The organism is Spirosoma harenae (assembly GCF_054776975.1).
In genome coordinates this window covers 574,433-596,687 of sequence record NZ_BAAHBD010000008.1, presented here as the reverse complement: position 1 = coordinate 596,687, position 22,255 = coordinate 574,433, and the positions used below count along the sequence as shown (strand labels likewise).

Sequence of the window (22,255 nt, the reverse complement as noted above, 5' to 3'; positions counted from 1 at the left end):
ATAACCGATTATTTCGCGATTTTGATAAATCCGTCAAGCATTTCCTGAGCCACCGCTTCGGGTGAATACGGTTCAATAAATGCTTTTGCTGACTGTCCCATTAGCTCAGCGTTAACGGTACCATCCATAAATTGAATAAGTCGGTGCGTAAGTTGTGCGGGTTGGTCGGGGGAGAAAACAAAGCCATTTTGCCCATCATGTACAAGATCAATAGCGCACCCACAACGATCGGAGACAATAACGGGCAGGCCACAAGCCATCGCTTCATTCACGACTAACCCCCAGGGTTCCGAACGGCTTGGTAGTACCAATACATTGCTGAGTGCTAGTATTTCCGGTACGCGAAACCAGGGTCGCCCCGGCAAAATGGTGACCCGATCAGCGAGATTGAGCGTTTGGACTAGGTTCATCAGATTGCTTGCCTCAGCACCATCACCCAATAAAATTAATCCCCATTGAGCCCCATTTACGGATCGTTTACAGGCTTCGGTAAACGAGGAAATTAACATGGGTAGGTTCTTAACGTCAATGAGTCGTCCTACAAAAACAAAGTTATTGGGACGTAAACCGAGCAGCTGTTGTTGAGAAGTTCGCTGGATAAGCGCTTGTTCATAAACAGCCTGAAGCGTATTGTTGTCTACAGCGTTTTTGCGAAGCAGGATTTTGGCTGGTGTTACACCTAACTGAATCACATAGTCCGCAGCCTGGCTCCCGAAACAGAAAAAACCGTCGCATCGGCTGAATATCCATCGCTTAAAGCTTTCCTTCCAGCCTCCGCGTTGCTGATCGATTGCTGTACTTTCGTTCTGCATGATCACCCGAATGCCTCTTGCTTTGGCCCATAGTAGCAATAGCAGTTGAGCAGGATCATAATAACCCGTGAGGTTAATGACATCGGGTCGGTAAGCGCGGGCACGTTTCAATAAGGCCTGGGTGCGCTCCCTCAAACTGACTTCTTCTATATACCGATCAAAAAGCAGTTCGTAGGTATAGTGATATTCAGGTGAGTTTTCGTCTTTCGCTGCTTCCAGGCCTGCTCGAGAGCGTTCATTTCGAGCAATCTGCAATACATTGAGAGACACGTCGCCTTGCTGATCGACCAATTGCTGCAGGGCCTGAAATACGCTGGATTTATAGTGCGCCCACAGTAAATTATGGACAATTAAGATACGCATCAGGCCGGTTCTGGAGTTGAAACCACAATGTATTCTTCTGTCGGTTTAGCCGGAGGATTATCAGACACATGGGCTGGAAATAAATGCTCAACTCCCATAAATCGGATCATCATCGCGAGCGGAAACCAGAAGGATATTTCATTGGGTCGCCCATTGGTGAACAATTGCACCAGAATGAGTATGTAGAAATAAGCTAGAAACGTACTTAATGGATTTGGATTTTCGCGCATAATCCGCAAGGCATGCTTGAAAATCTTTAGGTTCAAACCGCCGAATAATACAAGCCCCAAAATTCCCTGGTTGATAATCGATTCAAGGATCGGAATATCCAGATAAAGAAACTTATAGCCGTACCCAAAGACAAGCATATGTATGTGCCCAACTAATATGTTTCGGAGGGTATCGGCGCTCACTGAACGGTTAGCTGTTGAATCGTCAAGAACGGCTTTATAGGCTGCTCCGGATGATTTTAGACCAAGCATGGCATAAACAGTTTCCAGATTCCGGTTAAATAACCCTATCACATACTCAGACAGAATCACGTACGTATAGGAGTATCGCTGGAAAAAAACGATGATCCCGGCAATCCCTAATCCTATAACCATTAAAGGAACCGGCGTGATTAAACTACGGGCAGCCGTACGAATTTGAGCTGGTCGGACATTGAAATATAAAAAGAAGCCCAACGCTATAAAAAAAGCCAGAATCGCCGATCGAGTTGATGTCAATACAAGTACTGCTAAGTTGAGAGCGCCAGCAAAAATGGATAGTAAGCGAAAGAAAATGTTGGTGTTTGGGCGAACTAACCAGATGGCACAGCCAATAATGCCAATGTAAGCATTTCGGGAAAAGGCGTGCGGATTTCCAGAACCTGCATCGCCATTATTCAGCGTAATCGTTGCCCGTTGCCCCAGTGACCAGGTAGGGTCGGTAATTAGCGCATAAATTAATCCCAGATTGGACAACAAGGTGAAAACAACAACGACCGGGATAAACATTGGAATGAAGTCGTTGGGAATATTTATCAGTAGAAATAAGAAGATCAGGACATACGTGAAATAGATCATGTCCTTCCCCGTCTCATCAAAACCGGGAACACCATTGTACACGAACATGTAGAAAATGGTAAGAACAAGAAATCCTATTCCCATCCAGAACATGGTGATATTAGGCCGGTAAAGTTTGTGGAGGGCCGTAAATGGAACCATCAGTACTAAACCGAAAGCCAGCGCCAGTGCCGTGAAAGTCGTGCTGGCAGGGGCCAGTCGCATTGTTTCCCGGAAAAAGAAAATAAGTGGATATCCATCAATAACAATGCAGATACCTAAGGCCATCCGCATGAAATTGAGGGTATGAAATAGACGAATCAGGTTATTCATAAACAGATTACTGTTTAAATCTTATCTTTTCTAAATCGCCTTACGTTGCGTCGAAAATGCCTGACCCTTGGCGAAAAGAATAGTGGTTATGTAGAGACAATAACGTTGCCAGAATGATGAGATTCTAAGGAAGGCCTGGAAATCAAGGCCTGCTTATATTTCTCCGAAAATATTCTGACAAAAATAAGGCTATCTGCCGATAATTCATTCCAGGATTGTCCATTCAGGAAAAGTACCTTAACGGATTGCTGGTAGATACACACGGTCAATAAACTGCTTAACCGCTTTCATGGACTGGATCGTCTCGCTTCGCCACCCTCGAATTATCGGTGGTTGCGGCTGGTTCCCATATACTGGACTACTCTTTTCGAAAGCTGGTCCTGAATGAGCAGTGATGGCGCTCCGATAAACTTGCAGCAGGGTAGTTATATCCGATCGTTCTGAAAGGTGTACTCGATTTTGTAAGGCAAAAAGCCCTTCGTCTGGATTCAATAGCCCTTTGAAATTCACGAAAAGCAGGGGTTGGTCGGGACTCGATGGACTGTTGACGAACCATTTCCCTGCCTGGAACCGGAGCGTACGTTCGGTCAGATTCCAGAGTGCTACATGCCATCCTGCTTTTTTTACGATAACTACATCCCGAAAAAAAATGGGGACATGCATGAGCCAAATCTGATCCAGGCAAAGTCCCTCGCAAAAGTTAATGTACGCCCGTTCACGCACCCGACTATCCCACCAGTTTAACATACGCTCTGTTTCGGCTGAACGTCTGAACACCAGAAAATCAGAACTGTAGAGACCTGTATTCTGAAAATGTTTCTCATCGGGCCAGGCTTTGCCAGTCGGTTTCAGGGCTGGATTGGTCGTAATATGCGGAGTGATCAGTACCGTTGCTTTGTCAACCTGTTCCCAAATAGTCGTAATTGGAGACAGAAACAGGATGGAAGGATCGGCATAAATCAGTCGATCGATATGAGGATATCGGCGAAAGGCTTCCGCAATGAACATAGGCTTGCAGGCGGCCGCAAATTCAACGGGTGTGTACTTGACTGATAAAGCAGTCAGTTGTTCAGGCGTAAGTAAATCCCTGATTGGCAGTATCGGATAGGGTGATACGAAATCAGATGGTAGATGGGTCGGGTCATCAACCAGGCCGATAATCACCGTCCTCAAGTTGTCATTACTTTCGAATTGACTGAAACTGCTGCCCAGCGCGAGTGCCTGGGGGAGTTGACGGATTGTACAGATAGTTAGTAGCACAGTAACTGCAAAACTACGTCATTCAAGCATATCGCCCAAAAAGGCCAGGTAAGGCGCATATCGATTGGCCGCCGGATCTGCATACCGATGATAGTTTCCTTTTAGCAAATTAGTTAGCACAGGCAAAATGCGTTTCAGGCGATTATGAGGCAGATTACTGCGTAACGTATAGTGAGCCAACTGCCGATATAGCTGAGGCAAACCAGGTGCATCTGCTGGAACTCTGCTTTGAAGTAACGCGCTGATTGCTTTTAACTGGATCTGTTTTTTATGGAGCGGTGCTAATTTCCGGGCGCGGTGACGGGTAAGGCGATCGCGCAGCCTGATGCGTTCCCGTACTTCTGGCGGCCTAACCCCAACCTCTTGCTGAACGTGCGTGCGATACAGTTGAAGAGGCAGGTTAATAAAATGAATCGCATTTTGAGCAGCTGCCACCAGGGCCATCCATCCATCATAAATATAGCCGGGAATGGTATTGGGAATTGGTAGGAGTAAAGACAAATAGGTTCGACGGAGAACCGTTGCACATCCCATCATTCGATTGCCACCCAGTAAAACATCCATTGCTTCGCCTGCTAACCATTGCTCCTGCGCTGCGTGATCGAAGCGGACGGCTTTCCAAAAACGAGCCTGGCGCCCATCCAGAAATTCATCGGTAACCCAGGCATCGCAAAAGGCAAGCTGCGCTTCAGGATGGTCTACCATGTATTGAACCATGGTACTGATTTTTTCGGGTAGCCAGAAATCGTCCTGATCACAGATGAAAATCAAATCACCTGTACAGGCTGATAAGGCTCGTTCAAAATTCTTGTTATAGCCCAGACGGGTTCTATTGGGCAGAATGTTTACAGAAAAAGGCGCTTCTTCAGCAAACTGCTTCAGTAAATCGGGAGTGCCGTCGGTAGAACAATCGTCGGAAATAATGACTTCATTCGGTAAAAGTTGCTGATGAAGTAGACTATGCCATTGCACCGGCAAATAAGTCTTCCCATTGTAGGTGCATAGGGCGATGGATATAGTAGGTTGTTGCACAGAAGTAGTCATACGCTCAGTCATATTTGATAACCGTACTTGGCGAAAATTGGGCGCCAGTACGCTAATCCATGAATATTCCAGGCGTGGCAACCGAACGGGAGTTGACCATCATTATAATGTTCAATAGCCCATTTCGGGTAAAATTCAACTGAAAAATGTAAAGCTTTCCGATAATCTGGAATTCGTAAACGTGGCCAGTACCGATTTACTTCGATACTCCAGAAAACATCTTCGTGAAAATGGTCGGTGGTTTTGCTATTGTATTCCGCAATTTTTTGTTCAAATGGTTTGAGGCACCCCAACATAGCTGATACTCGGCGAAGCGAAAAACCTCCACCACCAACTCCATTTAGATTAATAATTTCACGGGGAGTCACACCATCTGCTTTCTTAAGATTTAACCAAGTGGCTATCTGTTGTTTAATGCTGAAAAAGGTCTGGTCTACCCAACCGGTAGAATCCCGATCGCGCAGCCAGGGCGCTCCGATATAATCATAATTCTGCTGGCACCAATACGCTAATTCGTCCTTAAACACAAACGCATCTAACTGATAGATTAGCAAATATTCCTGATCGGTAAAAGCCTGATAAAATTCTTCCGACAGTACAAGGCGATTATAACCCTGTATGCCCTTAAAATAACTTTCGTCAAACGTTCGAGCCTGTAATTCAGGACCTATTTCACGATACGCGGAAAGGTCGAGCGAATGAGGAGCCACTAGCCAGATAGGATATTTTCCTAAAATACGTAGACACTGAGTTAGAGAAATTTTCTCATAATCAGTGAGTTGTGTTTTGTAAACGGGTATGACTATGTTAACACTTACTGACGATTTCATATAAGTTTGGGGAGCGACAAACGCTCCTGTACGGCTCTTTCTACCCAATCATAGGGTAATTCAGAGCAAGGGTGGTCGAAATTATTCAGAATGGTAATTCCTTCTCCCCGTTTGAAACGACCTGAGTAGGGTAGGTAATCGATAAAGTCAAATAACTTACCCAGTAATATAATTGATTCTGTATCTGAGGCATTAGCCATATGAGCAGGCCCACTGTCGATGCCAATAAACAAACAAGCCTGTCGGATTACTTCGGCGGTTTCGAGCAGGCTTAATTGACCGCATAGGTTGTAGACATGTGGTAAATTCTCCGTTAAAGTTGGTACTAGCCCCACCTCAATCACCGAATAGCCATGCAAAGTCGTTAACCACGTTACCAAACGATTCCAATGAGCTGCTGGCCAGTCGCGTTTGTAATGGCTTGACTGACAGTGGATGACTACAAAGTTAGTGGGTAATTTTCGTGACTGTATCGATTGCCGAACTGTTTCCGGAATATACATTCTGGGATCGGCTGTAAGGGCGGGCAGGCCAGCCGCTTGCGGGAATACATACAATAAATCGCCCCGAAAGTAGTAATTGTCAAAGTTTAGCCCAATCTGATCGGCGATAGGATTAATGGGATCGTCCGGACAATATTTACACTTTCGGTGGGATATATGTAGATTATAGACCTTATCGAAAATACCGGATTGAAGCAATTTCACGCGTTCGCCAGGACATTTTTCAATCAGATGACCATCTAAATCTGGGTGATATTTCACCAAATCCAGATAAGCTTTACGGACGACCCAGATAATATAATCGTTGGGATGCCGACGCCGGACTTCACGAGCAACTGGCTCACAGGCAATGATATCGCCCATTTGCTCCGAGAGAATAATGGCCACCAACTTACGACCTTTATTTTTTCGTTTGATCAGGCTTAGTTGGATGTATTTGACAGCGAACGACCAAAATTTACCCACAATGTGGGTATACTTATTGAAACGATACGTCCAGAGTGCCCGCAAGCCCGGCCCATATGCCGCCATATACTAAACAGATTCTAACAGATTGATAACTTGGTTGAACGGTGTTTTGAGCAATTTACGAATTCGCTGATAACGCAGTACTACGGGCGGTTTAATGTAAACGCACGGGTACTGTTTATAGCGATCATTCTGATTCGCTACAAGTCTATCCCGATATAAATCGAATAATGGTCGAACATCAGGACGTTGCTGCTTTACTTGTGTTGAATCGGCAAAGGTATAACGTGTTTGATATTTTGAGATTTCATCCGGGCGATCAGCGGAATAACCGCTATAGTGGAAGAATTGAAGCGGTTCCGTTGCTTTTTTGCTAGTCGTTAGATCGCTAAACTCTTCCGGACCACTTATCTGCCACTCTCCCGACGCATCCTGGGAGAAATAGCGTTCGTGAAGATTCCAGTAGGCTACGTTATAGCCTAAATGATGATCGATCAGAACATTATCGTAATATACAGGTGCAAAATTTACCCAATGTTGATCAACGAAAAGACCTTCGCAAAGATCAATTCGACATTCGTACACCAGTCGATCTTTCCACCAGTTAACAAACTCTCGCGCCGTCTTATCATTACGCAAACCGATAAAACCCAGATTGAAAATGCCCGTATTCAGATGATGCAGTTCGTTGGGCCTTTCCCAATCTGGTGTTGGCGAGCACGTATGCGGAGTAAGAATTAAACTGTTGTTTTTCAGTGCTTCATTCAGGTCATGCAATGGCTGAAAAACAATAATGTCCGGGTCGAAGTAAATGACCTCAGTAGCGTCGGGATAGGAATGATAGAAATAATCAATGAAAAAGGGCTTGACGGCCGTGTTCAGTTCCGTGATGTCGTAGCGATCGCACATGGCTTCGAAATCCGGAATCCCGATTTTGTCCACTTCAAGCATTGGATAATCGGGCACTAAGTCTGCGGGCAAATTAGCCTCGCTTAGTTTATCAACTAAACCAATAATATATTGATAATCAGGATTGGTTTGTCGGAGCGAATCGCCCAGTGTTCGGGCTTGGGCCAGGTAATTTATCGAACAGATGGTAAAAGCAAGTGTCATGTATTGAACGACGGATTATAGACTACAGGTCATGATTTATTGTTGGCGATGCTATAGATCATGCTGTAGTTTGCTATTCGTCCGCCATAATCACGTCAGTTGATTGAACAAATATACGAGAGTTTGAACGCTTTGTTGTGCGGGATGCCGTTCGAGAATTTTTTGTCCGAGTCGTTTGCCCATTTGCTGGCGAAGGGCTGGCTGATGGAGCAACTCAAGAATTCGTTCGCTCATGGCGTCCAGATCGAGATAGGGGACAACAAAACCACCATCGGTTTCAACCAGTTCGGGCGACCCGCCAGCGCCATCGAAACACACTACCGGAACATCGCATAATCCTGCTTCAAAGACGACCAGAGGATAGGGATCTTCGCGAGAGCAAAGTACAAATACGTCAAATCGGCTGATGTAGCGAAGAACGTCAGGTGTTGGCGGAATCAAGTGGACATAACTGGCAAGTCCGGCTTTCTGAATATCCAGCCATAAATCATCGTGTAGTGACCCCGGAGGCATACCCACCCACACAAAATGAATCGGCTGGCCGGTCGTATTCCTATAACGTCCAATTACCTGTTTGGCGAGGGTAACAAATAAATCGTTGCCTTTGCGCCATTCCGCATTCCCGCAGCCACCTACAATCAACGCATCATCTGGTAATCCTAGCGACGAATAAATAGTAGGCTGTGAACGGGCTTTCTGTACGTTACTCTCCAGACTTGGCGTATCGATGAGGGTATAAAGCGAGATGCGGGCTGGATTGAAGCCGTGTACTTGCTCGTAATACCGGGCCGTGGCTTTTGATACGGCTAATAAATGATTGGTTCGCTGAAGTAAATAGGCAAGCTCGTCAGGATGCGTATAGATCCTGACTGACATCGCCAGTTCATGCACAAACGTGACGACTGGTGTTTTAGCGGGGATGTCTAACTGCCTAAACCATCGGCTGCTGGTAACCGTGTTCACCAGAACCAGATCTACAGTATCCAGAGCCAGCTGAGCCCGGATATCGCGCTGATGGGACTCCAGTTGTCGATTATGAAGTGATTGCCATAAACCTAACTTACCCAGCACTTTATCAGCTAAAGCACCTACTATATAACGGGGTTGGGCTGGCCAGATAATTACGGGACAAACAGCTTGATAATCCTCCAAAATGGGGCCGCCTTCCCCGAGCAACAAACGCATCTGAAACCCCTCCGCCTTCAACAGACGCATCAGATTTAGTAAGACAAGCTGCGCTCCAGCGCGGTTGGCGTCGTGACCTATTAAGAGAAGATTCTTCAAGGGATGGGTATAGAGTTTTAGCGTTGTAGAGTTGTAGAGAAGGTGATTTCAGTATACACTTTGTGACTCTATAACTCTATGACTTTACAACTCCTTAGTACGCTTTATAGCTAGGAATTGGCCGTTTTTCAGCGGGGTTGCCAACATAGACGCCCCACGCTTCGGTGGGCTTAGTGATGGCTGCTGCCATGCCGACCAGTGTTCCTTCGGCGATGGTCAAAAAGTCGCGAATGGTGCTATTTACGCCGAAAAAGCAATAGGACTCAATCACGCAATGACCTGACATGACTACGTGAGAGGTAAAGAAAACGTGATCTTTTATCTGTCCATGATGGCCAATGTGATTGCCACTCCAAAGCACAACATTGTTGCCGATGGTCGTGAATGGCTGGATGGTGTTATCTTCCAGAATAAAGCAATTTTCTCCGATCTGGTTACCAAAGGTTGTTGCCTTTGAACTGATATACGAAATGAATTCGTATCCTTTAGCTTTGGCTTCCAGATAAATTCGTTCACGATTTCGGTTCATCCCCCGTCCCGTCATTGGCGCGAAGAATTTATATTCCTTTGGAGAAAACAAGGTTTCTACATCTTCAAAAGCGACTAAGGGTAGCCCCTGAAACGTATCGCTCTTCATGTATTCACGACTGACCGTAAAGGCTGCGACCTCATGTTCAGAATCGTGCGTAAGGTAGAAATGAGCCAGTTCGGCCGTATCCATTACGCCAAAAATGATAACTTTTGCCATGCTTTTATGAGTGATGAGTGATGAGTGATTTCTATGGATCACTCATCACTCAAAGTTTACACCAATTCATATTCATCCAGCATCATTTTAACACTGGCTACGTCGTTATTCATTAACACGTCGATGATTGATAACCAGGGCACAAACGGGGTTCGACTGACTCCCTGTAGATACTCGACTTTATTTGATTTAATAAAATTCAGTTTAATACCGGCTTCATCAAATGTTGGTTTGTCGTATAACTCAGTGCCACCAATTGGGTTGATGTAATGCGTTGCTGACTCCTGTCGACAAATATCCAAAATACGCTCCTGCGCTTTCAAATCCGAATTACCGTAGATCGTTGACGACTGGACCAGCTCTGTCGAGAGACCGATATATTGGTTTAATTCAACAAGGCTATAGTATACTAAATCGGCAATTGAATCGGTCGTAAAATTGACGATTTTTTCGGTTAGCGGCATCACCGTTGGATAATAGGGAGCTTTCCGATATCCTTGCTCCATTGTTTTCAATAATTTACTCCGCCACTTCGGATCATCCGCTATGTGAACCTCGTTGATTCGCTTATTCTGACTGGCATCTTTCAGAGGAACGGTAAAAAGATATTCCTGACCATTGATTAGCAATCGATTCCGATTGATCCAACCTCTATTGATAAAAGCAACATCGTCGTATAACACAAATTTATCGACTGCCTTAATAAGCTGCATATAACCAATGTAAGGCAGAAAGTAAGGCTGCATAATAGCAAGAGTCATAGTAATTATGACCGCGTGGGCGGCCCCGTTACGATTTACAGATTACGAATGAAAAATTGTATTCTGTAAATCAGTGCAGTTTTCGTAAATAATAATCTTCGCCGGGGACAATCACGGCGTTACGCATCGTTGTATCGGTTCCTAATCGCAAATCACCCGGCATTGGGCGAATGACACTTTTGTCGAAAAAGAGGTAATCCGCATTTTTAGGAATCGGTTTGAGTCCCTGCTCAAATGGGTTAATGGCGATAAGCCGACGAGAAAGTTCAGGCCCATAGAGTGGATACTCGTAGTCGTCGTTGATAGTCGCCAACGCAACGGTTGCATTAGCAGGAACAAGCTCATCGAATCGTTTGTAGGGTATATACGTATCAGGTCGCCCAAGTGTCATTTGTCGAATCCGATCAGAATCAAACGCTGAATCAAACGACCTGCCATCTGGCGCTGTCCAGGCGAAGGGTAACGCCCTGGTATTCAGGGAAATGCACAAAATGGCAGATATACAGCCTAACATAGTCACTAGTCCAACATAGCCTTTCCAGATGGTCCGATTAGGCGTTTCTACTGTTGTACGTTGGTGTAAGAATAATAATGCCAGAAAGGGAATGCCGAATAAGCTTGTTTCGATAAAGTAACGGCCTTTGAAAGGGTCGTAAGGGGCTGAATAGGAGAGAGCTGCAAAGTGTAGCAATAAAGCTATCCCTAGAAAAGTATGCGGGGTAGAACGAATATAGCCAACCAGAACGAGAATGAGCAATGGAAAAATCAGGGCAAAGCCAAAAATTCCCCAGTAAGGATTGGCATTATAGAAGACAAATTTACGATCGAAGGCAAAGGGTTGAATAGAGAAATCGGTTTCTTCATCTAACCGCATATGTAACTTATCTTCCAGAACGACAAGTGGTTTGCGCATGAGGTGGTTCAGTTCTGCACCAACCGCAAGATTCCGAATGCCATCTAAATTAATGTGGTCATACCCATACCGAATGACGTTTCGGCTACCCTGCTCAAGCAAGTTCGCTAATGACCCTGCCCGCTCAACCGACTGATGTTTAAGGGCTGTTGGCGGGCCAATTGGGTGCCCAAATACCTCAATATTTTTCAGATAACCTGTCGGTAACATCCACAGACAAACGCCAACTAGAATGGCCGCTCCTAATCGCCAGGTTCGTTCAAAGGTAACCGACCAGGATGAGGATAGGAAAACGGTGTAAATCATGATGATAAACACCGAAGGCAATAGGAGGGTAAACGTAATTTTATGCCCGTATGCTATGCCAAACGCCATGCCTGCCAGGTATAAATAGCGATTATTGGTGGCTGTTTGAGCATTCCGATAACTGAACAGCATATAAAGCAGTACGCTCAAATAAGCTGTCAGGACAATATCGGTTTCCGTTGTAATCGACTGCATTAAAAAATCGGGTAGCAAAGCATAGACCAGCGCGCAGAAAAAACTGGCCGAGAGCCGATTCTGACCAATGCGTTGAACAATGCCAAATACCGAAACAATAGCGATCCAGTAACTTAAATGATGGATGAACTTGAATCCATTTTCGAAGTGCCCGGTCATCAAAAACGAATAAATCTGGAGCGTACACACACTTTTAGGGTAAGTATCCATGTTCCAGTTTGTGCCGCCAAAATGGCGCATACTCCCACGCTGTATGTACTGCATTACCCGGTTTAGGTGCCCAGTCATACTGTCCCATTCATTAGGAACCGTGAAGAGCACCAGCAATAGGTTGGTAATGGCAATACCAATCAGGGTAACGAATAAAATAGAAAATAAAAAACGAGGATAAGCCGATAACCCTCTGAACCATGTTTTACCAGTTTGCCATCGTTCCTGAATAAGTGGTATGACTGAAAATCGCTCCTGACCATCGATCAGGTAACTAAGGGGCAAACCGATTATACTAGCCGTAATAAAGACAGAGACAGCCCAGGCGAACGTATTCGCTGTCAAGTAGAGCGCTGATAAAATAAAGCCGGTCAGGATAACACTTCCAGCGCCTAGAAGAAACGTTGTTAAAATCCACTCTGTCAGTGAGCGATGGCAGATGCGTGCCGAAAGTTGTCCGACGTAAACGATAAAAAGACCAAAGCAAAGAAGAGAAAGTAAGACCATAAAGAGCAGCAATCCGCAGAGGTATTTCCCCAATAAAACGCCTATCAGTACCTCAGTTACTGAACAAGTAGTTGGTTCGTAAGTAGTTGATTAAATGTCTTCGCTGACGGTAGCCACAGCCTCATTGACAAACGTGGCAATTCGGTCAATATCTTCTACCGCTAAATCAGGGTACATTGGCAGACATAATACTCGTTTGGCAATGTCTTCTGATACTGGACACGCCTGGGCGATTCCCGATACCAGTGCAAATGGAAGCGTATTTAACGAAGGATAAAAATATCGTCGAGGAACAACCCCCTGAGCTTTTAACACCTCTGTTACCCGTTCTACTGTTTCTTCTGAATCGAGAACTATTGGGTAGTAGGCATAATTATAATCGGTGCCCGGTGTCAACGTCGGGCGGGTGATTCGGGTAAAATCGAGTCGACTATCATAGAACCCGAATCGTTGTTTACGAGCTGCAATTAAGTCTGGCACTTTGGGTAAAACGCATAATCCCATAGCCGCATGAACCTCCGAATTTTTCGCATTAATACCCATCTCGAAATAATCATCATTTCGATGACCAAACGAACGGTAATGCCGTAATTTCTCGGCTACAGCGTCGTCATTGGTGATAATACAACCCCCTTCGATCGTGTGAAATACCTTGGTTGCGTGAAAGCTACACGTACTGATATCGCCGTAGCTAAGAATCGATTTACCGTTGTAGCTGGCTCCGAAAGTATGGGCTGCGTCGTAAATGACTTTTAAGTTGTGTTTTTCCGCGATCGCCTGAATTTGTTCGATATGGCAAGGATTTCCATACACATGCGTAGCCATAATGGCTTCGGTGTTTGGGGTAATCAGCGCTTCGATTTTGGCAGGATCAATATTGTAGGTGTCGGGATCAATGTCTGCAAAGACAGGCGTACAACCTTCCCATAGGAGTGCATTCGTCGTTGCTACGTAAGAAAAAGGTGTAGTTATTACCTCTTTTTTAATATTCAGTGCCTTAAGAGCCATCTGTAAAACGATGGTCCCGTTGGTACAAAAAAGCAGGTGTTTTACACCCAGAACTTCTTTGAGTTGCCCTTCCAGCTTTTGTAATAGTGGACCATCATTCGTCAGGTGTACACGCTCCCAGATTCCTTTCAGAAGTTCAGTATACTCCTCAAGGTCAGGTAAATATGATTTCGTAATATAGATCATTGATCCATCAACAATTAGCAGCTACCAGCGAATGTACGGATTTACTACGTATGCTTACTCTTCACTGACAACGGGTTCCAGCATTTTTATGTGAAATGGAAATTGCGGACGAACGTAGCCTGGCCATTTTCCGTACCAGGCGATTCCTTCGCGAAAGTCTTCAACATCAAAGGTAATGCCTTCTTCCATAACATAGATGGGAGTAACCGTATCCTTTACGACCATCACTGAAATTGTATAGGAACCATCATTTAGGAAATACCCTGGAATCGTACATTCAGCCGCAATCAATCCTTTTCCATACGGTTGGGATTGGGTACCAATGTTAAAAATACATTCGCCAGTGAGTGAGTTCAGGTGCAGACTCAAGTTCAGATTTGCCCGATCCATCATGTTCCAGAATTCAAACTGGAATTTCATAGTTGTCCGAACATCAATGTGTGTCAGATCTTCCTGATAATCCGGGATTAGCTCAATTCGGCGAATGCGTACCAGATTATTACCGGGAGCGTCTTCAGGGTTATCCCATTGCCGGAGCAGTCGCGTTTTAGATACTTTACTCAGGTAAGAAGCAACAACCTGATTGGTCTCGCCTTGTTCAATCAGCCTACCTTTTTCGAAATATAATGTTTTGTTACAGAGCGCCTGAACCGCTGTTAGGTTATGACTGACAAAGATGATCGTGCGACCACTCGCTGAATTATCGCGCATTTTGCCCAGGCTTTTTTTCTGAAATTCAGCATCACCTACGGCCAGCACTTCATCAACAATCATGATTTCGGGATCGAGGTGGGCAGAAATGGCAAACCCCAGTCGGACATACATCCCGGATGAATACCGTTTAACGGGTGTATCCAGAAATTTTTCAACACCAGCAAACGCTACAATTTCGTCGAATTGTTTCTTGATTTCACTGCGGGTCATGCCGAGCAGTGAACCGTTCAGAAAGATGTTTTCCCGACCCGTAAGTTCAGGGTGGAAACCTGTTCCAACTTCGAGAAGGCTAGCTACCCGTCCCCGAATGCGGACCGTTCCTGTTGTGGGTTGAATGATCTTACTCAGGATTTTGAGCATTGTCGATTTCCCGGCTCCATTATGGCCAATAATACCGACTCGATCTCCTTGTTCAATAGAAAAATTTACATCGCGCAGGGCCCAAAATTCCTCGTGCGTGACTTCATTCTGATCTTTTTTACCACCAAATAGGGATCGGAAATTTTCCGATATCACATCCCGTAACGTAGTTCCACCCTTGCCCTTTTTATGGTCAATGATGTATTGCTTGCTTATATTTTCGACACTAATGACAGACATAGGCTACCAGAAGTCGATAGTCGATAGTCAGTAGCCATCAATTCTTTAAAGCTGACAACTATTGACTATCGACTATCGACTGTTAAATATCATCGACAAAGGTGTTTTCCCGTTTTCTGTAAAAATATAGGGAAAACGCCAAAGTTACACATACAATACCGACGGAGATAAGTAAACTTTGAGGATTGAAATACGCTTTTTCGCCAAGTAGGGACCAACGAAAGCCGTCGATAATACCTACCATTGGATTAGCCCAGTATAAGGGAGCCCACCATTCATCGGCTTTATTGGCAACCAGTCGACTGCTGTAAGCAATCGGACAAATGTAAAAACCGACCTGTACAATGAATGGAATGAGCTGACCAATATCGCGAAAACGCACATTGACAGCGGCAAAAAATAAACCAAAGGCAAATGACGCCAGCAGTGCCAGCAGAATAAAAGCTGGCAGCATTAGTAAGTGCCAATCCGGGATAAATCGATACCAGATGGCAAGTAAAATAAACAGCCCTAATGAGACCAGAAAGTCGATAAAACTAATGGCTATTGAGCTGATTGGCATAATCAGCCTGGGGAAATATACTTTCGTGACTAAGTTGGAGTTTAGCGTTACGCTGTTACTGATCTGGGTAAATGAGGTCGAGAAAAACGTCCATACCGTAATACCGCCTAATACCATTAAAGGGTAAGGGATACCTGGATCGGGAGGAAGTTTAGCGATCTTGCTGAACACAAACACCATAATCAGCATGGTTGTGAGTGGACGAATCAATCCCCAGGCTGTGCCAAGTGCCGTTTGTTTATAACGGACCGACACATCCCGCATCGACAAAATATAAAGCAACTCCCGGTTTCGCCACAGGTCCCGCCAATAATGACGTTCTGAGCGACCTGGTTGAATAACTACTTCGTGTGTTTTCAAAATCAACGAATCTGATTTACGACTTAGGACGTACGAGTTACCAGTTACGAATTTGATCTATATAGGACAAACGCGCAATTGGTAATTCGTACAACATTACTCTTTCATTATAGAACGATAAGTCTCGCGAAGGAAAACTATAATGACTGATAACAGGAGTGCAGCAGCAATGCCAACCTGTTTCCCCTGTGGTTTAATAATCTCCATAAAAAGAGGCAGAGAGACATCCTCAATAATAGTAAAGAGGGGAGTTTCGCGGATAAGCGACAACCGCATGTTATCGGCATTTTGTAAAGCCTGATAATATAGTCCCGTTAAAAAGCCTGAGTTTCGGGTAAGTTTGTTTTCCTTAAGACGAGCCTGCGCAACAACCACTTGCTGGTTCTGATCCATAAATTGAGCTAACTGGCTTTCGGTGCCGGTCAGAATACGCGCAATTGAATCGGCCCGCGAGGTTAGCAACTCATACATGTCGCGTGTTTTCTTCGTTTGCTTTTTCTGATAATCCTCTTCAATCGTTTTGAGGTGCGTTTTCAGGAAAGATGTTGTCAGCTTTTCATCTTCCATAAAACACTCTAACGACATAAAGGAAGATTTTCGCTCAGGTTGTTTAATGGCCATTTCGTTCTCAATACGGCCCAAAATGCCAGCCATCGCGATCTGTTCCCGCCGGGTATATTGCTGAGGAGTTTTGGCGCGGGTAAAATAAAATGCCCGAAGCGTGTCATTATCCTCCCATTCTTTATCCCGGATACCGCTGTGCTTTATGTAGTAATTGACAAGCAGCGTATCTTTCCCATTGATGGTATCCGATTTCATCAGTGTTTTCTCGATTACTGGCCGCGATTTGGCATAGATCAAAAAGTTATCACCGACAAAAATATTGGCATCAGGAGCGCCCGACGATAAACCGAAGGCACTGGCTAGCTGACCTAATTCGCCCCCGAATCCACTACTTGAAGAACCTCCGCCGAGGTTAAACATAATGTGACCGTTATAAACTATACGGGGTTTGTTGAGTAAGTCGTAAATGAGCCCGCCTATGCCGCCAATTGCGATCAAGGTGAGAACCAATTTCCAGTTTCGTCGAACGACATACTTTAGCTGGAACACTCGTAACAGCACCGATTTTGGCGAAATCTGATCGGGAGGCAACGAGCGGGAAACAACAACGTTTGGATCTGTGGTTGGTTTATTTGTAGGAGTCATAGCTTACGGTTGAGTTAATTGCCTACCCGACTTAACGCAATAATTAACCCGATTACACTAAGCAACGAGGAAATTGTACCGGCTGTTGAGCTTAAGATTTGCTGAGGAGTGAGAGGAATTGTAGTTTTCTTAGGAACAACGATTTCCGCTCCTGGCTCAACGCGCGGGTAAACATTAAAGAACATAAATTTCCGGGTACGGTCGACGGAGCCATTGGCATAGACGACGAAGGATTTCCGGCGTTGTGATTTCGACGTAAAGCCACCCGTCTGAGAAATATAATCCTGGAACGTTTGTCCAGAACGGTATTTAACGGTATTCGGTAGCTGCACTTCACCCTGAATTCTGACAGTTTCGAGGAGTTTTGGAATTCGTAATGTATCGCCTTCCTGCACCAGAATATCTTCGGATGAACCCGGTCTCTCCAGGATTTTCTTCAGATTAATACCAATTGACTCTGACGTGTTTGGCGATAAAACTTCGGTTTCCACAACCGTTTTTGAACCGTTATCTCCAACCTCAGTAATGGCTCGTTGCTTCCGGCGAAGTTCGTCGGCACTGAGTTTAACCGGACGAACCAGTGTAGCACCTTCCACATAGGCCTGGGGAGTTATCCCACCTGATTGGGCTACCAGATCCGAAATTTTCATGTCCTTGGTCCGGATTGGATAAGGACCTGGTATAATCACTTCACCAACCACAGAAGCATACGTTTGCTCAAGGTAGTTAGGTGACCGACGCACGATGATTTGATCGAAGGGTTCTAGCGTAAATGACTTATTGGGGTCGTTATTGATGCTTAAATCACGGTTAACATTAAAGCGAAAGGTTTCTGCGATCTGAGCGGAAGAAGAACGAGGGTCAACATCTTTTTTCCGTCGAATTACTTCAACAACCGATGCTGCTGCCGACTCTTTCAAACCACCGGTTTTTACTAGTGCGTCGTTCAGCGTCATGTTGGCCATATACGGAATATCCGTATCGATTTTATTTACTTCGCCAGTTACTGAAATTGTCGCTACCTGTGCCAAATCGAATCGGGAAGGAATAATGATCTGATCTTCGCGCTGGAGTGGAATATCCGGATCTGTACCCTTCAGGATATTGTCTAGATTAATTGATAGACTTTCAATCGCGAGGTCTTCTCGTGTCCGCATAATATTGATTCGACCCGTAAACGCATCACCTTTCAAGCCTTCCGCCGAAGCAATCAATTCCTTAAGGGTATGGTTATTATCCAGCGAATATTCGCCGGGGCGGAATACAGCTCCTTCAATAGTAAGTTTGTTCTCGAACCGAGTTAGAATCCGTTCAACAGAAACAACATCGCCATCCTGTACAACAAACGTTTTAAATTCGGGGGTGGTCACATCCGTAACTTTAAGTTCCCGGTCTGTTACACGAGTTACTTTTACCCGACTTTTATAAGCATTGGCGGTGAAATCACCCGCGTAAAATAGAAGCCGCTCAAGGGTTTCGCCCTTTAGCATTTCAAAAATGTTGGATCGCTTAACGGCACCGTTTATTTCAACTCGCCCAATAAACGTTGTGAATCGGATATTGTCGTTATCCTGTAAACGCAGATCATTGCGTTGAATGCCATTCAAGAGATAATCATATAAATCCAGCGTGGCAGCTACCTGGTTGTTGCGGATAAGTTGCACTTTACGATAGGAACCAATATCGTTTGGGCCACCAGCCTGATAAATAGCATTCATGACAGTGGATAACCCCGACATAGTATACGTACCAGGCCGAACAGCGTCGCCTGTAACCGTTACCCGAATGCTGCGAATTGAGCCTAGTGAAACTTCCAGAAATGTATTTTGAGGCCCATACGATGAATTCCGTAGACCCACAAATTTTGACGACATCCGGCTTACCAATCGTTCTTTTGCTTTTTCAACGGATAAGCCAGATACGAAAATAGGACCAATACCGGTTTGATTGGCAATGTAAACGTATCCTTCTGGTGATACTTTTTGTGAATAATCACCCTCGGAATAGCCATACATACGAATGTTTAATTCATCGCCGGGCCCAACATTATAATTACGAGGAGTCGCAATATTCAAATTAGGCTGAAACGTAGCCACCATGGCTGGATCGTTGAAGAGCGAATAACCAAATAACTTTTCACGACGTTCCTGCTGTTCGCGCTTCTGAGCTGCCTTTATTTGTTCGGCTGCTATTTCTTCATCGGTGAGTGGAACGGGGGTATTATCCTCTTGCTTATCAAATTGCTGAGTAGAGGATTTAGCAGGATCAGTACTTGTGCCAGGTTGGGCTGGTGTATTGGTTGGCGTAGTGCCTCGGCCGTTGAGGGTATTTTGACCAGATCGTTGATTTTGGCCTGCCCGTTGATTGATTTGCTGTTGTATATTGGCAGGTAAATTCCCCTGATTAGCACCGGAAGGAAGTGCTGTTCCACGGCCTGGTGTAGCGGGACTTGCCGGTGAGGTTGCAGGAGAAATGCCGGTTGAAGGAACTATTTGTGCCTGAGCTGTCAGTCCAAGTACTAAAACCAGCAGAATGGAAAGGGAGGCATTCATTTGAGGTTGTAAACGACTTGCCTTGAAACGAAAAAAAATTAATGACAAGACGTGAATAATTCTTGAATTTTGCATATTTTTAAGATGTCGAACAGCTCGCAGATCAGAATGGCGAAGATCTGTATCTAACGAATAAGATAGATCGTGTAGTACACAGGACAGTTCAGTCGGCAAAGTAAGCGAACTTTTGTTGGATTTTAAATAGTTTCCTTTTGAACGGCAACTTTTATACCTTTAACTACGTGAGGTATGATTTTTCCGATGTTTTAGATTGTGAGTACAAAACTACTACTTTTTTAGTTAATACGTTAATAACCCTACATGGCAGAGTTAGTAAATCAATCGGTTCAATATAATGAAGATAGTATCCGTTCGCTGGACTGGCGCGAACACATCCGTCTGCGACCCGGTATGTACATCGGTAAACTCGGCGATGGGTCGGCTGCCGACGATGGTATTTATGTCTTGCTGAAAGAAACCATTGACAATTGCATTGATGAACACGTGATGGGCTTCGGCAAAACGATTGACGTTCGCGTAACGGACCACCGAGTCGAGGTACGGGATTATGGTCGGGGTATTCCATTGGGTAAAGTCGTCGAAGTCGTGTCGAAAATCAATACCGGTGGCAAATATGACTCGGGCGCGTTTCAGAAATCGGTTGGCCTGAATGGCGTAGGCACTAAAGCGGTTAACGCTTTGTCGAGCTATTTTCGTGTTCAATCCTTCCGCGAAGGGCGCACCGTTTGGGCCGAATTTGAACGGGGAGAACTGAAGCAGCAGGGAGAAGAGGTATCGGCCGAGCGGAATGGTACGCTGATTTGTTTCGAGCCCGATGATACCGTGTTCAAGCATTTTCATTTTATCCCGCAGTTTCTGGAAAATATGATCTGGAACTACTGCTACCTGAATGCAGGGCTGACAATTGCGTTTAATAAGCAAAAATATCTTTCTCAAAACGGCCTTCTCGACCTGCTCCGAAACAAAACCGATGAAGATTCGCTTCGTTACCCGATTATCCATCTGAAAGGACAGGATCTCGAAATTGCTTTAACTCACGGCAATCAGTACGGCGAAGAATATTATTCCTTCGTAAACGGGCAATATACAACACAGGGTGGCACACATCTTGCAGCCCTGCGTGAAGCATTTGTTAAAACGGTTCGCGAACACTTTGGCAAAGACTATGACCCGTCCGATATTCGAGGGTCAATCATTGCCGCTATTAGTATCCGCGTTCAGGAACCAGTTTTTGAATCGCAAACCAAAACCAAACTCGGTTCCATTAATATGGCTCCAAGTACTGATAGCCAGTCGGTTAGGTCGTTTGTTCTCGATTTTGTAAAAGAACGCTTAGACGACTATCTGCATATTAATCCGAGTGTACGCGACGCGTTAAAAAAACGAATTGAACAGTCAGAACGGGAACGTAAGGAGCTCGCCGGTATTAAAAAATTGGCCAATGATCGTGCCAAAAAAGCAAGCTTGCACAACAAAAAATTACGTGATTGCCGCAATCATTTGCCTGATTTAAAGGCAGAAGACCGTTATCAATCTACCTTATTCATTACAGAAGGCGATTCGGCGAGCGGTTCTATTACCAAATCACGCAATGTGCAGTCACAGGCGGTGTTCAGCTTGCGTGGAAAACCTCTGAACTGTTTTGGCCTGACCAAAAAAGTCGTTTACGAAAACGAGGAATTTAACCTGTTGCAGCACGCCCTGGACATTGAAGATGGTTTGGAAGGATTGCGCTACAATCGAATCGTTATCGCAACCGATGCCGATGTTGATGGCATGCACATTCGATTGCTGATGCTTACCTTCTTCCTGCAATTCTTCCCTGATCTGGTTCGAAACGGCCATTTATATATTCTCGAAACGCCATTGTTCCGGGTTCGGAATCCGAAAAATCATAAAGAAACAACGTATTGCTATTCAGAGGAAGAAAAACAGAAGGCGATCGACAAATTAACCAAAGGCGGTAAAAAGGTCGAAATCACCCGATTTAAAGGCCTTGGCGAAATCTCTCCTGAAGAATTCGGCTTGTTTATCGGTGAGAATATGCGCCTGGAGCCGGTGATTATGGAGAAGGAAACTTCTGTTCCTAAATTACTTAGCTATTATATGGGTAAGAATACGCCCGAGCGTCAACGGTTTATTATCGATAATCTACGCATTGAAAAAGATGTGGAAGACGCTGCTTTAGTCGCCTAGGGTAGCTTTATCAATAGAAATTAAAAAGGCTTAAAAAATGCCCATCAAAGTTTACAGATGGGCATTTTTTAAGCCTTTTTCTATACAAGAGTGTAAAGATTAGCATGAATCTATATCTATTTAATTTACCCGTACTATAGAAAAGTACAAT

Annotated in this window: 17 protein-coding genes; 1 reads left to right on the top strand and 16 read right to left on the bottom strand. The window is 44.7% G+C overall.

Translation table 11 applies throughout. The features are described from left to right. Positions 1 to 8: 8 nt before the first annotated feature. The 16 genes from ACYVE4_RS10815 to ACYVE4_RS10740 all read right to left on the bottom strand — a co-directional run bounded on the left by ACYVE4_RS10815 (position 9) and on the right by ACYVE4_RS10740 (position 19,962). The gene (locus ACYVE4_RS10815) at positions 9 to 1,175 is read right to left on the bottom strand and encodes a glycosyltransferase family 4 protein (protein ID WP_461039786.1); all 1,167 of its coding nucleotides are present in this window, start codon (positions 1,173 to 1,175) and stop codon (positions 9 to 11) included. Next, positions 1,175 to 2,554 carry a hypothetical protein gene (locus ACYVE4_RS10810; protein WP_461039785.1) on the bottom strand — a complete coding sequence of 460 codons (1,380 nt, stop codon included), beginning with the start codon at positions 2,552 to 2,554 and terminating at the stop codon, positions 1,175 to 1,177. Before ACYVE4_RS10810 ends, ACYVE4_RS10815 begins: the two co-directional genes overlap by 1 nt. A 237-nt stretch (positions 2,555 to 2,791) precedes the next feature. Next, a complete protein-coding gene (locus ACYVE4_RS10805) occupies positions 2,792 to 3,814 on the bottom strand; it encodes a hypothetical protein (RefSeq protein WP_461039784.1) in 1,023 nt (340 codons plus the stop codon). Between the two features lie 18 nt (positions 3,815 to 3,832). Beyond that, positions 3,833 to 4,858: a glycosyltransferase gene (locus tag ACYVE4_RS10800; protein ID WP_461039783.1), complete on the bottom strand. Its 1,026-nt coding sequence runs from the start codon at positions 4,856 to 4,858 to the stop codon at positions 3,833 to 3,835. An 8-nt stretch (positions 4,859 to 4,866) separates the two neighbouring features. Then, the gene (locus ACYVE4_RS10795) at positions 4,867 to 5,688 is read right to left on the bottom strand and encodes a DUF5672 family protein (RefSeq protein WP_461039782.1); all 822 of its coding nucleotides are present in this window, start codon (positions 5,686 to 5,688) and stop codon (positions 4,867 to 4,869) included. Then, the gene (locus tag ACYVE4_RS10790; RefSeq protein ID WP_461039780.1) at positions 5,685 to 6,722 is read right to left on the bottom strand and encodes a glycosyltransferase family 9 protein; all 1,038 of its coding nucleotides are present in this window, start codon (positions 6,720 to 6,722) and stop codon (positions 5,685 to 5,687) included. Before ACYVE4_RS10790 ends, ACYVE4_RS10795 begins: the two co-directional genes overlap by 4 nt. 3 nt (positions 6,723 to 6,725) lie before the next feature. Further along, on the bottom strand, positions 6,726 to 7,772 hold the full coding sequence (locus ACYVE4_RS10785; RefSeq protein WP_461039779.1) for a glycosyltransferase family protein: 1,047 nt from the start codon (positions 7,770 to 7,772) through the stop codon (positions 6,726 to 6,728). Positions 7,773 to 7,862: 90 nt separating this feature from the next. Beyond that, a complete protein-coding gene (locus ACYVE4_RS10780) occupies positions 7,863 to 9,056 on the bottom strand; it encodes a glycosyltransferase family 4 protein (protein WP_461039778.1) in 1,194 nt (397 codons plus the stop codon). 94 nt (positions 9,057 to 9,150) lie between these two features. Further along, positions 9,151 to 9,804 (bottom strand): acetyltransferase, encoded by a 654-nt coding sequence (locus ACYVE4_RS10775; RefSeq protein WP_461039776.1) that lies wholly within the window; start codon positions 9,802 to 9,804, stop codon positions 9,151 to 9,153. Between the two features lie 56 nt (positions 9,805 to 9,860). Beyond that, positions 9,861 to 10,565, bottom strand: coding sequence for a WbqC family protein (locus ACYVE4_RS10770; protein ID WP_461039775.1), 705 nt, complete (start codon positions 10,563 to 10,565; stop codon positions 9,861 to 9,863). Between the two features lie 70 nt (positions 10,566 to 10,635). Then, positions 10,636 to 12,696, bottom strand: coding sequence for an ArnT family glycosyltransferase (locus tag ACYVE4_RS10765; RefSeq protein WP_461039774.1), 2,061 nt, complete (start codon positions 12,694 to 12,696; stop codon positions 10,636 to 10,638). A gap of 90 nt (positions 12,697 to 12,786) precedes the next feature. Further along, positions 12,787 to 13,890: a DegT/DnrJ/EryC1/StrS family aminotransferase gene (locus ACYVE4_RS10760; RefSeq protein WP_461039773.1), complete on the bottom strand. Its 1,104-nt coding sequence runs from the start codon at positions 13,888 to 13,890 to the stop codon at positions 12,787 to 12,789. 54 nt (positions 13,891 to 13,944) lie between these two features. Further along, complete coding sequence (locus ACYVE4_RS10755) at positions 13,945 to 15,204, bottom strand: ABC transporter ATP-binding protein (RefSeq protein WP_461039772.1); 1,260 nt, start codon at positions 15,202 to 15,204, stop codon at positions 13,945 to 13,947. A gap of 82 nt (positions 15,205 to 15,286) precedes the next feature. Then, the gene (locus ACYVE4_RS10750; RefSeq protein ID WP_461039771.1) at positions 15,287 to 16,126 is read right to left on the bottom strand and encodes an ABC transporter permease; all 840 of its coding nucleotides are present in this window, start codon (positions 16,124 to 16,126) and stop codon (positions 15,287 to 15,289) included. Between the two features lie 96 nt (positions 16,127 to 16,222). Beyond that, the gene (locus ACYVE4_RS10745) at positions 16,223 to 17,335 is read right to left on the bottom strand and encodes a hypothetical protein (protein WP_461039769.1); all 1,113 of its coding nucleotides are present in this window, start codon (positions 17,333 to 17,335) and stop codon (positions 16,223 to 16,225) included. 14 nt (positions 17,336 to 17,349) lie between these two features. Beyond that, positions 17,350 to 19,962 (bottom strand): polysaccharide biosynthesis/export family protein, encoded by a 2,613-nt coding sequence (locus ACYVE4_RS10740; protein WP_461039767.1) that lies wholly within the window; start codon positions 19,960 to 19,962, stop codon positions 17,350 to 17,352. 246 nt (positions 19,963 to 20,208) lie between these two features. Here ACYVE4_RS10740 and ACYVE4_RS10735 point away from each other — a divergent pair, with 246 nt between their 5' ends. Further along, positions 20,209 to 22,104: a DNA topoisomerase IV subunit B gene (locus tag ACYVE4_RS10735; RefSeq protein ID WP_461039766.1), complete on the top strand. Its 1,896-nt coding sequence runs from the start codon at positions 20,209 to 20,211 to the stop codon at positions 22,102 to 22,104. Positions 22,105 to 22,255: the final 151 nt, after the last annotated feature.

Excerpts from the sequence above, each read along its gene's own strand:
- ACYVE4_RS10755 (WP_461039772.1), bottom strand. The coding sequence starts at position 15,204 with ATGTCTGTCATTAGTGTCGAAAATATAAGCAAGCAATACATCATTGAC.
- ACYVE4_RS10790 (WP_461039780.1), bottom strand. The coding sequence starts at position 6,722 with ATGGCGGCATATGGGCCGGGCTTGCGGGCACTCTGGACGTATCGTTTC.
- ACYVE4_RS10770 (WP_461039775.1), bottom strand. The coding sequence starts at position 10,565 with ATGACTCTTGCTATTATGCAGCCTTACTTTCTGCCTTACATTGGTTAT.
- ACYVE4_RS10795 (WP_461039782.1), bottom strand. The coding sequence starts at position 5,688 with ATGAAATCGTCAGTAAGTGTTAACATAGTCATACCCGTTTACAAAACA.
- ACYVE4_RS10800 (WP_461039783.1), bottom strand. The coding sequence starts at position 4,858 with ATGACTACTTCTGTGCAACAACCTACTATATCCATCGCCCTATGCACC.
- ACYVE4_RS10745 (WP_461039769.1), bottom strand. The coding sequence starts at position 17,335 with ATGACTCCTACAAATAAACCAACCACAGATCCAAACGTTGTTGTTTCC.
- ACYVE4_RS10785 (WP_461039779.1), bottom strand. The coding sequence starts at position 7,772 with ATGACACTTGCTTTTACCATCTGTTCGATAAATTACCTGGCCCAAGCC.
- ACYVE4_RS10735 (WP_461039766.1), top strand. The coding sequence starts at position 20,209 with ATGGCAGAGTTAGTAAATCAATCGGTTCAATATAATGAAGATAGTATC.
- ACYVE4_RS10760 (WP_461039773.1), bottom strand. The coding sequence starts at position 13,890 with ATGATCTATATTACGAAATCATATTTACCTGACCTTGAGGAGTATACT.
- ACYVE4_RS10810 (WP_461039785.1), bottom strand. The coding sequence starts at position 2,554 with ATGAATAACCTGATTCGTCTATTTCATACCCTCAATTTCATGCGGATG.
- ACYVE4_RS10740 (WP_461039767.1), bottom strand. The coding sequence starts at position 19,962 with ATGCAAAATTCAAGAATTATTCACGTCTTGTCATTAATTTTTTTTCGT.
- ACYVE4_RS10775 (WP_461039776.1), bottom strand. The coding sequence starts at position 9,804 with ATGGCAAAAGTTATCATTTTTGGCGTAATGGATACGGCCGAACTGGCT.
- ACYVE4_RS10765 (WP_461039774.1), bottom strand. The coding sequence starts at position 12,696 with ATGGTCTTACTTTCTCTTCTTTGCTTTGGTCTTTTTATCGTTTACGTC.
- ACYVE4_RS10815 (WP_461039786.1), bottom strand. The coding sequence starts at position 1,175 with ATGCGTATCTTAATTGTCCATAATTTACTGTGGGCGCACTATAAATCC.